Genomic DNA, 13,766 nt, shown 5'->3' on the forward strand with positions numbered 1-13,766 from the left:
TTCACATTCTCCTGACTATTTGTCAGAAAATCCGTTAAAAGCATTACCTTTGTACATATATTAATAAATTATGTAATGAATATAGACAATCTCAATATAGTAAAAGAGCTAATAGCTAACATGGAAAACAGTCAAGTGGAGTTCAAGGAAACCACAGGCCAGTTAGAACGTGGTATGGAAACACTTTGTGCTTTCCTTAATAGTAAAGGCGGAACTGTTTTATTCGGTGTTACAGATAAGGGAAAGATTATCGGACAAGATTTGAGTGACAAAACAAAGCGAGACATTGTAGAAGCAATCAGAAAAATAGAACCGTTGACAGTAATCAGTGTTTCATATATCACGATTCCAGATACAATCAAATACATTATTGCTCTTCATGTTGAATCGCAAATGTATGCCCGCCCATTTACATATAAAGGGAGGGCCTATTACAGAATGGAAAGCGTAACTTCTGTTATGCCTCAAGATAATTACAATTTGCTTTTGATGCAGCGAGGTGGAAAATATGGTTGGGAAGCGATAATCAACGAGGACCTAAAGGTTGAAAGTCTTGATGAGAATGCTATTCTTGGAGCAGTCCGTACAGGCGTTGCAAGTGGACGTTTACCCGAAACGACAATAAGGGAGGATATTCCCCTCATTCTTGAAAAGTTCAACCTGTCATCAAATAATGGAAAGTTAAAAAACGCTGCTGCTGTATTGTTTGGAAAAGATTTATCCGATTATCCTCAATGCCTATTGCGAATGGCCCGTTTCAAAGGGATAAACAAGGAAGAATTCATAGATAATCAACGTATATATGGCAATATATTTGATTTACTGGATGCTGCCATGGCATTCTGTTTCAAACACCTTTCCATTTCCGGGAAAATAGAGGGGCTGTACAGGGAAGAAGAGTTAGCCATTCCTTATAGAGCTTTGCGTGAGTGCTGCATCAATGCTTTTTCCCATCGCATTTATCATAAACCAGGAAGTTCCGTTAGCATAGCCATCTACGATGACCGTGTCGAAGTTACTAATAGTGGAACTTTCCCGGAAGATATGACTTTGGAACGGCTATTAAATTCGCATGATTCCGAACCACAAAATCCAATAATAGCTAATGTTTTATATAAAAGCAAAATCTTGGAAAGTTGGGGTCGAGGCATAGGCTTGATGATTAGTGAATGCCGCCGAGTAGAACTTCCAGACCCGGAATTCCATACGGACGGAGCATTTGTTTGGGTCGTATTCCGTTATGCCCAGACACCCGACAAGCATCCGACAAGCACCCGACAAGCATCCGACAAGCACCCGACAAGCACTCCACAAGTTAAGAGTCTTATCGAATTGATTGGTGAAAATATATATTCAGTAAAAGAGATGATGGGACTGATGCAATTGAAAGATAGAGAAAACTTCTTAAATAACTATCTCAATCCTTCAATGGACGCTAACTTGGTTGAACCTCTATATCCGGCTCAACCAAGACATCCAAAACAAAAATACCGCCTTACAGAAAAAGGGAAGACATTATTGAAAGAGTAACTCCCTACAAGGGATTCCTTACTTTTACACTAACGAAGAATAAACTTCAGCGTCCCCCCCTTTACCAATTCTTCGTGACTGATGCGATAGCGGGATAATTTCTTTCCGCCCAACTCCATTTGACGAATGTACAAAGACTCCGAAGAAGGACGTTCTGTTTCAATCACCAACCGGTCACGTCCCCAGATCTTAGCATCCAAGCGGATAACCACACGGTCGAACACAGGCGTGGAAAGAGTATAATACGGAGCACCGGGACAATCAGGATAGAAGCCCATCATATTGAAGATGGCCCAGGTAGACATCGTTCCGGTATCATCGTTACCCGGAATACCATCAGGGGTATTTTTGAAGTACTTCTGCAATAGGCGTTGTATCTCTTTCTGTGTACGCCATTCTTCACCTTTGAAATAAGAGAAAAGATGAGCATAGGCTATATCAGGTTCATTGGCAGGATCATAAAGACCATCATCGAAGACGCGCTGCAACTTTTCAATGAAAGGCTTCTGACCACCCATCAGGCGTGCCAGCCCTTTCACATCATGGGGAACATAGAAAGTATAGTTCCAGGCACATCCCTCATGGAAACCGGGATTCGGCTCAAAATTCTCTCCCTGACGCGGATTGAAAGGCGAATAGAATTGTCCATCCGGCAAAATAGGACGGAAAGTACCAAATTCCTTGCTGTAATAATGCTTGTAGCCTAACGAACGATTGTAAAAAAGGCGTGCATCTTCTTTCTTTCCCAAAGCATCAGCCAGTAAAGAAAGAGAGTAATCAGCAATGTAATACTCCAACGCATGAGACACAGAGTTATCATACTGTTCGCGCAAAGGAACATACCCCAATGAGAGATAGTCATCATTATCCGGACGCAACAGATTCTCAGCACCGGGCAAAGTGGCAGATTTATACATAGCTTCGTAAGCCAGGTCAATATCGAAATCTCGCAAACCTTTCAGCCAGGTGTCCACTATAACAGGGATAGACGGGTCACCCTCCATCGTTAAAGTTTCACGTCCGTAAAGTTCCCACTTAGGCAACCAGCCGTGTTCACGATACATATCGAGCATGGAACGGACCATTTGCAATTGGCGCTCGGGATAAACCAGCGTGAGAAGCTGATGGACATTGCGATAAGTATCCCATAAAGAAAAGACAGTATAGCGTTCTCCCTGAGTTGTTAGAATTTCGTTACTTTCCATAGCCGGATACTGGCCGTTTACATCCTGCAAAACATTAGGATGTATCAAGGTATGATACAGCGCGGTGTAAAACACTGTTTTCTGTTCTTCCGTACCACCTTCGACCAAGATACGTGAAAGGTCATCCTCCCAGCGGATACGAGCCTCAGCAAGTACCTGATTGAAATTCTTCCCTTCCTGTTCTTTATCCAGATTGAGACGGGCATTCTCCATGCTGACAAAAGAAACGCCCATCTGGACCTCTATTTGCTCACCTTCTTCCGTATCGAATGTAAGGAAGGCACCAATATCATCTCCGGCAATTTCTTTGTGATAACGGGTATAAAGTTTATAGCGTCCATTATCCGGGTCCCATTCGGCTTCCACTCCGGTCATGGGACGTTGTTTTTTCCAATAACCACTGGCAGAAGGCTGTTTGTTGACGCGCATCACAAAATAAATAGGAAATACAGCTTGAGGATTATAACAGAATGTCCCCAGAACTTTCATACCCTCGAACTCAGTGTCACTTACCTGCCGCAGGAATGCACCAGTCTCATTAGTCAGTCCCTCACCCAGATTGAGCAATACATGGCTCTGTCCGGCAGGAAAAGTGAAGCGGGAAACACCTGTGCGGGAAGTAGCAGTAACCTCAGTCTTCACATTATAGCGGGTCAGGAAGTTGCTGTAATAACCGGGCGACGCCTGCTCGTCCTTATAACGGCTACCATATTCTTTGTAATCCACAGACAAATCACCTGTAGTAGGCATCAGCAACAATGAGCCCAGCTCGGGACAGCCGACACCACTCAGATTCACATGCGAATAACCCGTAAAGAAACAATTATGATACTCATAAGGGGTAGACCACCAACGAGCGTCTTTATCATACTTATTATCTTCCGATCCCATAACATTGAAAGGAACTACAGACATCATTCCGTTAGGACAGATAGCTCCCGGGTTGGTAGTCCCGAAGTTGGTAGTCCCGACAAAAGGATTGACGTATTTTAAAAGCGAAGTCCCCTCTTCACCTCCGGCAAATGCCGGAAGCAAAAAGAGGACTGAAAGTGTGTAAGTCAATAATATACGTTTCATAGTTTACTGTTTCTTTAGTGAGCTCTTCAACTATACAATACTGTTTTTCTTCGTGAACTCCATAATTTCCGAAATATAACCGAAAGCCATCCCCACCACTGTGTCTGCCGCGCCATAATATACCGCAACTTTATCACCATCCTGCAAGGATGCACAAGGGAATACTACATTAGGCACATCTCCCTGTAATTCATAAGGAGCAGCAGGAGCAAGCAGGTACGGACGCGTACGGTACAATACTTTGGCCGGATTCTCCTTATCAAGAATAGCAGCACCCATGGAATAGCGGAAACCGTTGCAGGTAGTAATAACCCCATGATAGAATATCAGCCAGCCCTCATCAGTCAGGAACGGTACGGAGCCTGCCCCTATCTTCGTACACTGCCATGCACTCTCAGGAAACGGGGTAACTTTCATCACACAGCGATGTTCGCCCCAATACTTCATATCCGGACTATAACTGATGTAAATATCGCCAAAGGGCGTATGGCCGTTATCGCTCGGACGACTCAGCATGGCATATTTTCCATCTATCTTTTGTGGAAACAGCACCCCGTTGCGGTTGAAGGGCAAGAAAGCATTCTCGCACTGGAAGAATTCTTTAAAATCAAAAGTATAGCCGATACCGATTGTAGGGCCATGATAACCGTTGCACCAGGTAATCCAGTAGCGGTCTTCAATCCAGGTCACACGCGGATCATACTTATATTCAGACTCTATCATCTCCGTATTTCCGGCTTTAAAGCGGATAGGTTCATGGGCAATCTCCCAGTTGATTCCGTCTTTGCTGAAACCTGCAAAAATATTCATCTGCACAGCCTTATTGTCACAACGGAACACACCGGCAAATCCGTCCTCAAACGGAACTACCGCACTGTTGAAAATACTATTGGAAGTCGGGATGTGATAGCGACCGATAACCGGATTCTGAGAATAGCGCCACATTACATCTGTGCAGCCTTCCGGACGTTCTTCCCAAGGCATATTTGTTGTCAGTTTCATTATTGTTCTATTTATTAGTTAGTTATATATTTCATTTACTCTTTTTCTCATCAGGATACGTGAATGGCACAAAGTAGGTGATAAGAAAAGCCGGAATTGTGGCAAACAACGTGAAAATAAAGAAAGATTTATATCCCATCGCATCGCTGACAAAGCCACTGATACTTCCCGGCAACATCACACCCAGATTCATGATTCCCGAAGCAAAAGCATAATGAGCCATTTGATGCTTCCCCGGAGCTACTTGCTGCATCATGAACAAGGTAAGTCCCACAAATCCAAATCCATATCCAAAATATTCCAATACAATGGCACCACCTATCAACATACCATTTTCCGGCTGGTAAACAGCAAGCAAAGTATAAGCAATGAACGGCAGGTTGAAGATACAGCATAAAGAGAATAAAGTCTTGCTCAGCCCTCTGTGAGAGATATAATATCCTGCCAGAAGTGAACCTAAAACAAACGCCGCCGCTCCATAAGTACCATAATATAGCCCAATTTCCTGTTCATTCAGTCCTAAGCCACCCGCCGAACGTTCCGCCTTCAGGAACAAAGGTACAATTTTCATCACAAAACCTTCGGCAAGACGATAAATAATTATAAAAGCAACATAATAAAAAATGTGTTTCTTCCGGAAAAAGTCCCGTATCACTTCCACCAGGCGATTCCAAGTCTCTCTACCTGATACTGCGGTAGTTACCGCAGCCCCGCCCGATGGCAACATGCGCATGTGATAAAATCCCAGAAATACCATAATAGCCGCCATCATCAGCATTACCACCATCCAGGCTTGTACGGTTGCTTCGTGTCGTACCGCTTCCGTAGCTCCATCCACTCCACCGAAGTGTTTCAGCAACCAACCCGCCACCCATACCAGCCCGCCGGATGCCACAATCTTTGCAATGTTGTAGAAAGCACCCTGCCAACCGATATATTTTGCCTGATCCTGCTTGTTCAGTTCCGACATATAAACACCGTCCGTAGCAATGTCGTGTGTGGCTCCACTGAAAGCTATAACTGCCAGCAAAGCTATACACACGGCAAAGAAAGCCGGAAGATGCAGTGCCAATGCTACCAAGGCAAAACCTGCCCCGGTAGCCATTTGCGTCAGTACTACAAAGAATTTCTTCGTTTTGAACATCTCCAGAAACGGGCTCCAAAGAAACTTCAATGTCCAGGGAAGCATTATCAGCGACGTCCACAAAGCAATCTGCGCATCGCTGATGCCAAGTCCTTTGAACATCAGCACAGATACCATATTCAATACCACAAAGGGCAATCCCATGGCAAAGTAGACGGTGGGTACCCAGGAAATGGGGCTATGATTATTTCGACTCATACCTATTTCCGTTTAATTAATTCAGATGACCATCCCGGGCAGGACGGTTCGCCCCCATCGTCAATTCCAGCGTACCACCGTCTACAATATCCTGATGTGTAAAGAAAGGTGTTGCCAGCTCTTTTCCGTTCAGCAACATACTCTGTACATACTTATTCTCACGACTATTATTGTGTGCAACAATAGTGAAAGTCTTTCCGTCTTTCAGGTTTATCGTTGCCTTATTGAACAAAGGACGACCGATGGAATACACCGGTTTACCGGGACATACCTGATAAAAACCCATTGAATTGAGTATGAACCATGCTGACATCTGCCCGCAATCCTCGTTACCCGACAATCCGTCCGGATCATTGAAGTAAAGCGTATGGAGCACTTCATCTACCAGTTCCTGTGTTCTCCAAGGTTGATTTACATAATTATACAGGTGTGCAATATGATGACTCGGCTCATTGCCATGTGCATACTGTCCTATCAGACCGGAAATATCAACCGACACCGATTCACCTTCCATGGCTGAGGGAGCGATGAACAAAGAGTCCAGCTTACCAATAAAAGCATCACGGCCTCCCATCAGTTTCACCAGTCCGTCTACATCATGAGGCACGAACCAGGTCCATTGCCAGGCAGTTCCTTCGCAATAATCATCGTTACGGTGATTGGAAGAACGGGGATTGAAAGGTGTGCGCCAGTTGCCTTCACTATCCAGACCACGCATGAAGCGGGTGGAAGCGTCAAAATAAACCTGATATCCCTTAGCAAACGCTGCATATTTTTCCTGATTGGCTTCATCACCCAGCGCCTCTGCCATAACAGAAATACACCAGTCATCATAAGCATATTCCAAGGCTTTGGCCACTGATTCATTATCCTTGTCGCAAGGCACATAACCTATTTTGTTCTTCCAGTATTTAGCTTGCGGCATCAGATGAGGCAACACCAACGGAGGACACAGGATACCGGTTGTGTCATATTCAGCGGCACGGATACAGGCTCTATAGCCATCTTCCACATCAAAATTGCGATATCCCTTTGTGTAAGCATCGGCAATGACAGATGCAGCATGATAGCCAATCATGGTTCCGGTATAATTTCCCGCAAGTTCCCACATTGGGAATATGCCTCCTTCACGCTGTTTCAGGATGAGTGAACGGATGAAAGCCTGATTTAGATCCGGGTCAATAATCGTCATCAACGGATGATAGGCACGGAAAGTATCCCATAAGGAGAATACCGTATAAACAGGATTGTCCACACTACCCTGATGAGGTTTCAAATCCATTCCCAGATAACGACCGTCGGCATCCGTAAACAGGTTGGGTTGTACACCTGTATGGTAGAGCGCCGTGTAGAACATCGTCCGCTGGTCAGCATCAGTAGTTTCAATATCTATTTTTGAAAGATAACTATTCCATGATTCGCGGGCGGCACTACGCACACCGTCAAAGTCCCACGCAGGGATTTCGGCTTCCACATTTTTACGCGCCCCGTCCATGTCTACAGCAGAAACGCCTACTTTCACAAGGACTTGTTCGTTGTCCGCAGTCTGGAATTGCAGCAATGCTTTGGCTGTCGGCAGAAGCGGACCACCTTCATCGAGTGCCATGGAATCGGTCACCAATGTATAAGTAAACGGTTTTGAAAACTTAGCATAGAAGTTGATATACTGGTCGAAAGCCCAGTATACGGTTTTCTTACGACCGCGTATCTCTGTGTCACTGATGATTTCCAGCTCCATCTCTTCATTCTTTTGGCGTTGCAGGCTATAATCCAGATCAAGGATAAATCCGGCATCTTCCGCCTTCGGGAAAGTATAGCGATGAATGGCTGCCCGTTGGGTAGCAGTCAGTTCGGCTTTCACCTTGTAGCGGTCCAGGAAGACCGAATAATAACCGGGCTGAGCCGTTTCATTATCATGTGAAAATGCCGAAGCATAAGCCATTTGCTGGCTCTCCTCCCCCATCGGGTGGTAATCTTGTTTGCCCACGGTAGGCATCAGCAACACGTCACCATAATCACCGCACCCCGTACCGTTGAGGTGAGTATGCGAAAATCCATTGATGGTAGAATCTGCATAATAATAGCCGGAACAAGCATCCCATTGATAAATGCGTGTGTCGGGGCTGGGCTGAATCATGCCGTTAGGCACTACTGCTCCGGGATAAGTATGCCCATGCCCCCCTGTACCGATGAACGGATTGACGTAGGATGAATAATCCTGTGCTACCGGTGTACAACTGTACATGCCCAGCAACAAAAGACCACTCACCAGCATAGAATTGATTTTCATGTTTTTCCTCATATTTTGATTATATTACGTTTTAAATATTAAGCGGGTTCAAAGCTAATGGCCTGTCCGCCACCTTTTGCCATGCTAATAGTCAGGGTGTCGTTAGCAGTCACCAGTTTTTCAATAATTTCATAAGCCGTAGGATTAAGCTCCCAATCTGCGTCGGCTCCATCGGCATAGATTACAGCACGATACACTCTATCCCTTTCCAGAAAATCCAACTTGACATTTACTTCGCGCGCTTCTTCATTCGTTGCAGCACCCAGGAAATACTTGGCTTTCGCCTTACGGACGATTACCACAAACTCTCCCGGTTCGCCCGCAAGTGCTTCGGACCAGTCACAATCGGCATCAAAATCACGGAAGAACCGGAATGCAGGATGTCCTTCATAGTTCTCAATCATATCGGCTGCCATCTGCAAAGGCGAATAAAGTATCACCCAATTAGCAATCTGCTTTGCCAGCGTAGTGTTGATGCGGCAGTCCTTGCTATCCATCATATTCCATTTTTTGCGGTAAGGAGATTTCTTTGCACGCTCGTACATGATATCGAATATACCCGGAGTATAATCCATCGGACCTGCCAGCAAACGGGTGAAAGGCAACATCACATGATGTTCGGGCGGATTACCTTCGCTCCAGGCATTCCATTCCATACCACGGGCGCCTTCGCGGGTCATCATGTTGGGATAGGTACGGCGAATACCCGTATCTTTGATGGGTTCGTGTACATCGAGAGTGGTATGATATTTTGCAGCAGTCTCCACCACTTTGCGGTAATGACGCACATTATATTGTCCATGATGATTATATCCATTGGGAAGTCCGCCGGCATAACCGGTCTTCACCGAATGAATCCCCAGGTCAGCATACCATTTATAAGCTTTATCCAGTTGCTTCTCGTAGTTCACGATATTCCCTCCGGTTTCATGATGCCCGATAATCTCAATACCTTTTTCTTTGGCATAACGGGCTATCTCATCCATATCGAAATCCGCATAGGGTTTGGTATAGTCGAAAGCCTGTGTCCCACCCCAGTTTTCCCAGCCTTCATTCCAGCCTTCGTACATCACTGCTTCTATGTTGTTGGCGGCAGCAAAGTCAATATATCGTTTGGCATTCTCGGTGGTAGCGCCGTGACGGTCGTTGATTACCCAACTTTCCACGCCCAGGTGCATTCCCCACCAGATACCTACATATTTCATCGGACGTATCCAGTCTGTAGTTTCCAGTACACAAGGTTCGTTCAGATTCAATATAAGTCCTGAATTTATCAGTCCGACAGCTTTCGGAGTAATCTGTATAGTACGCCAGGGAGTTTTAAAACTTCCACCGTTTACGCGGGCTTTTATGCCGTCCGGCCAGGGAGCCAGTTCGGATTTGAAGTTACAGCCTCCGGTATTTTTCAGTGTCATCTCCGGGAAGTCTGTCAACGCAGCCTCGTGAATGCTGGCATACACGCCTCCTGTCTTGAAGGTCATAGGAGTATTGGCATTCTCTATCCGGCTGACAGGCTGTGTACGATATAGCAATTCATAGGTTTCATAATTAGCAGGTATGGACCACGAAGTGCCATCCTGTGCTATATTGAACGCAGTCAGTTCGTCCGTCACAAGAATACTGTCTGCTCCGGGTACTTCATACTCGTAGCGGAATCCCAATCCATCATCGAAAATGCGAAAGCGCAAAGTTAATTTCGTCTTTGCCGTATCGGACAAGTGAACAGCCATTTCATTGTAATGGTTGCGGATGGTTTTATTTTCGCCCCAAGGCTGGGTCCAGGTTTCGTCCTGAGTAGTGAAATCGGTATCCACCACGTGGAAATTCCCGGATAGATTGACTCCGCCATTAGCCTCTAAACCCAACATGGAGGGCTTGATAAACAAGGTATCTCCAATATTTACCTGATAAGCTATTCTACCATTATCATCCAGAGTGAGGACAAGCCGGATATGACCATCAGGCGAGGTTACTTCTGTCCGTTTCGGAGAAATGCAACTTGCCAGAGACAAAAAGGATACAATTATATATATAAGACGTTGTTTCATATGTTTGATTGTATAGGGGAGAGTAGCCTCACAAGCAATGATACTACTTATATCATTGCGAGCCTCATCCTGATGTCAGCATGAGGCTCGTTCTGACATATATTAAATTACTACTGTTTTTACTTTTATTTCTTTACCAGCGTATACATACCGCTTGAATGTGGATTCTTAAGTCCTTCCACTGCATTATAAGTATCACCATCCTTTGTAAACAGGCTGAAACCATAGCGTTTTCCCGAGTCATACATATAGACAGCTCCGCCACTCATAGATGTTTCAAGAACGAAAGCATCGTCCGATGCCGCCATAGCAGCCCAAGCAGCACCGCTATATGTGGCACGAGACATGGCATAAGTCGTGCCGTCAGCAGTACCGATAACCTGAGGAGAAGGACAAAGAGCTATTCCTCTTTCATCATAGTTCATAATGAACGGATACGTACCGGTAATATCCTTACCGTCCCAACCGTAAACCTTGTAGCTTTTTCCCTGAACATCCTCGGCAATAGTGATGTCGAAAGCATCGGCATTTGTCCAATCCCACCACTTAGGAACATCATTTTCATGATAAACATACAATGCTGCACCCGGAGTTACCGTCCATTCTCCTAAATAGAATTCATAACCGGGTACGGAACCTTTCTTTGCAGACAAGTCAGTACGGGTGTAATAATTACCGGTCCACGACACATCCTTATTCCAGAGCTTTGCAGCCACCTTGTCGAAATAAGACTCGTACATACGGCTTGAGCCCAGATTGTAGAATGCAAAGTATCTGTAACCACCATTCACCACATTATCCAAATGCGTATCGTTAACACTAATCTTATTCAGATTTCCACCATCTTCACTCACTAATGTAATGGCATACGGTGCCTGGATTTCTTTCGGTATATCTTGACCGTAATAGTCACGGAATGCCCCATAAGTACCATATACAGAGTAATCAATCAAATTTTCCAAACCGCTGCCCATCGGATGGTCGTCAGCAGTATACCAATAAATTCCGAATGTCACGCCATCTTCTTTCGGCATTATCTTACGGCATTCCTCCAATAGTTTCTTGTAATTCTCCGGCGTACATTCACTTTCGCTGGATACTACGCTGCCGGAAGTACCTTTATAGTTACCTTCAGCATAAGAAGAATATTCATCATCAAAATCAAACCCGTCCAGACCATAAATGTCGATATATGCTTTCAACTCTTTTGCAAAAGCTTTAGCACCTTTTTCATTCAAACTACGCATACCGGCATCATCGTGATTACCCAAGATAGATAAATGAACCTTGATACCTTTTTGCTGCAACGGACGGATAATCTTATCGGCATTCGCCAACACAAAAGACACCTGATCATTACAGAAAATATAGGGTCTGCCATCACTATCCAGATTGATATTGGCTGCAAAAATACTGACGATATCAAAGAAAGGAACACCATCTACCATATATTCGCCAGCATTCAACGGACTTTCATTGTTCACCTCTACATAGACCAGATTCTTAATATCACCCTTCGTAGCAGGATCAGGAGTTACACCCAGATTCTCAACCAAATAAATGTAAGACTGAGTATTGGAAGACACCTCCACACCATTACCGGCTGTTGCCGAAATGGCAACAGCATAAGTAGTGCCCACTGTTCCACCGGGATTGATATCCAGTTCCAGTGATTCAGATCTCTTACTTCCGGTAGCAATCGTCACCTTACCACCATTTTCCAAAGACAACTTATCCGTGGGGTACATCTGATAATTTGTGCCATTGGCGGCATTATAAGCAGCCAACGCATCTGCATCAATTTTGAAAGTTACCTGCACATCCGTTTCTGCTTTCTTGCTCAATTCAAAGAACAAGTGACCTGCACCGGTTTTATTGTCCCTGATGGCAATAGTAGTCAGTTGCTTTGCTCCGGCAGCCGAACGCACACTACCATAGGTTCCATCAACAGTCTCAAAGATTTTATCGTTGCCTGTTGATATAGTGAGGTCGTCTTCGCAAGCTGTAAATACAGCTCCGAACAATAGCAACGACCATGCAGCGATTCTTATTTTATAACAATGTTTCATAATAAGCACTTTTAATTAGATTAAGGGTTATCATTTTTTTGCAGGGAGTTCTACATCTACCCAAGTCAGTTTATCAGATGCTGTTGCATCATTTCCACTGTTACTGTAATCTTTGATAATATCTGCTCCGTCATCAAATTTCCAGTAAGCCACCAGATTTTGAGCATCTTCACTTACGGCATAGAAATGGTTTTCGGCATTTATTTCATCTTGAGTCAGCACTCGGTTCCAGATGCGTACTTCCGAGATGTCGGCATCCAGAAAACGTTCATTATTATAGGAATAACCAATCCAGAAGCAACGCGGTTTACCATCCGATTCGTCAGAATGGGGTATACCCCAGTTTACCGGACCATACGTAGCATCTGTAAAGTCACCTACAAGTTTGCCATTGAAATAGACCTTAATGGTTTGCGCTTCCGAATCATAAGCTACGGCAACATGTGTCCATGTGTTCAGTGGAGCCACCATTGAACTATTCGTAAAGTTACCCTTGCCTGTTGCTATCTGCAATTGATTAGAGGGGACGCCCGAATCACCGAAACGGAACAAGAATTGTCCTTCAATGCCCATCAATGTATTCAACTGGTTATCAAAGCTATATGGTCGGATTAATGCCTCAGCCGTCATCGTCTTCATATTTTGAACAACATTCGGGTTTACCCAGTCTACATATACGTTATTTTTATTGATATTCGCCACTTTATTAATCAGCGCAGCACCTTTGAATACATAATAAGATGTATTTGACGAGCCCAGCACATTGATACTTGCATCAGCAACCGTAACCGGCAATACATAGGTTTTATTGAGGTCTAAACTACCGAGTTCGGTAAAGGAAATCGTGATTGGGGTCGATTTCAAAGCACCGGCTGCAATTTTTCCTTCTGTTGTGCTGAAACTGTAGTGACCTTTCGGAAGCATCTCCATATCACTGACATAATAAGTGTCCTCATACGCGGAAACCAAACTTGCATCTGCTTTTATAGTGAAGGTGATATCCTGCTCTGAGGGTTTCGGAATAGACATAGAAAATTCTCCTGTAGCATTTTGAGTAATTGCCTTTACAAAAAACGTGGTCGGAGCCTTCGAGGTCATGAACAACTGGTTGTCAAAATTCTCCGTATCATCGGCACAACCGGATAACATACCGGAAATCAGTGTCAGAGAGATAAAATAGATATTCTTAATTTTCATAATAGT

At 44.5% G+C, this 13,766-nt stretch carries 8 protein-coding genes; 1 reads left to right on the forward strand and 7 read right to left on the reverse strand.

All coding sequences use genetic code 11. The features are described from left to right. Nucleotides 1-75: 75 nt before the first annotated feature. Complete coding sequence (locus QZ135_RS09380; protein WP_294608286.1) at nucleotides 76-1,530, forward strand: ATP-binding protein; 1,455 nt, start codon at nucleotides 76-78, stop codon at nucleotides 1,528-1,530. Nucleotides 1,531-1,559: 29 nt separating this feature from the next. On the opposite strand, the gene QZ135_RS09385 is transcribed toward QZ135_RS09380, so the two are convergent. From QZ135_RS09385 to QZ135_RS09415, 7 genes are all read right to left on the reverse strand, one after another. Further along, a complete protein-coding gene (locus QZ135_RS09385; RefSeq protein ID WP_294608288.1) occupies nucleotides 1,560-3,812 on the reverse strand; it encodes a GH92 family glycosyl hydrolase in 2,253 nt (750 codons plus the stop codon). A 30-nt stretch (nucleotides 3,813-3,842) separates the two neighbouring features. Further along, nucleotides 3,843-4,814, reverse strand: coding sequence for a glycoside hydrolase family 130 protein (locus tag QZ135_RS09390; protein ID WP_294608291.1), 972 nt, complete (start codon nucleotides 4,812-4,814; stop codon nucleotides 3,843-3,845). Nucleotides 4,815-4,845: 31 nt separating this feature from the next. Next, nucleotides 4,846-6,156: an MFS transporter gene (locus QZ135_RS09395; protein ID WP_294608294.1), complete on the reverse strand. Its 1,311-nt coding sequence runs from the start codon at nucleotides 6,154-6,156 to the stop codon at nucleotides 4,846-4,848. 16 nt (nucleotides 6,157-6,172) lie between these two features. Further along, complete coding sequence (locus QZ135_RS09400) at nucleotides 6,173-8,458, reverse strand: GH92 family glycosyl hydrolase (RefSeq protein WP_294608297.1); 2,286 nt, start codon at nucleotides 8,456-8,458, stop codon at nucleotides 6,173-6,175. A 26-nt stretch (nucleotides 8,459-8,484) separates the two neighbouring features. After that, entirely contained in the window at nucleotides 8,485-10,494 is a 2,010-nt protein-coding gene (locus QZ135_RS09405) for a glycoside hydrolase family 97 protein (RefSeq protein WP_294608300.1), read from the reverse strand. Nucleotides 10,495-10,619: 125 nt separating this feature from the next. Beyond that, nucleotides 10,620-12,563: a DUF1735 domain-containing protein gene (locus QZ135_RS09410; RefSeq protein WP_294608302.1), complete on the reverse strand. Its 1,944-nt coding sequence runs from the start codon at nucleotides 12,561-12,563 to the stop codon at nucleotides 10,620-10,622. 30 nt (nucleotides 12,564-12,593) lie between these two features. Further along, on the reverse strand, nucleotides 12,594-13,760 hold the full coding sequence (locus tag QZ135_RS09415; protein WP_294608305.1) for a DUF1735 and LamG domain-containing protein: 1,167 nt from the start codon (nucleotides 13,758-13,760) through the stop codon (nucleotides 12,594-12,596). Between the last annotated feature and the right edge of the window lie 6 nt (nucleotides 13,761-13,766).

Source organism: uncultured Bacteroides sp. (genome assembly GCF_905207245.1).
Lineage (GTDB): Bacteria > Bacteroidota > Bacteroidia > Bacteroidales > Bacteroidaceae > Bacteroides.

Bases quoted from the DNA above. Each gene is read 5' to 3' on its own strand.
- QZ135_RS09405 (WP_294608300.1), bottom strand. From the start codon at position 10,494: ATGAAACAACGTCTTATATATATAATTGTATCCTTTTTGTCTCTGGCA.
- QZ135_RS09415 (WP_294608305.1), bottom strand. From the start codon at position 13,760: ATGAAAATTAAGAATATCTATTTTATCTCTCTGACACTGATTTCCGGT.
- QZ135_RS09390 (WP_294608291.1), bottom strand. From the start codon at position 4,814: ATGAAACTGACAACAAATATGCCTTGGGAAGAACGTCCGGAAGGCTGC.
- QZ135_RS09395 (WP_294608294.1), bottom strand. From the start codon at position 6,156: ATGAGTCGAAATAATCATAGCCCCATTTCCTGGGTACCCACCGTCTAC.
- QZ135_RS09380 (WP_294608286.1), top strand. From the start codon at position 76: ATGAATATAGACAATCTCAATATAGTAAAAGAGCTAATAGCTAACATG.
- QZ135_RS09410 (WP_294608302.1), bottom strand. From the start codon at position 12,563: ATGAAACATTGTTATAAAATAAGAATCGCTGCATGGTCGTTGCTATTG.
- QZ135_RS09385 (WP_294608288.1), bottom strand. From the start codon at position 3,812: ATGAAACGTATATTATTGACTTACACACTTTCAGTCCTCTTTTTGCTT.
- QZ135_RS09400 (WP_294608297.1), bottom strand. From the start codon at position 8,458: ATGAGGAAAAACATGAAAATCAATTCTATGCTGGTGAGTGGTCTTTTG.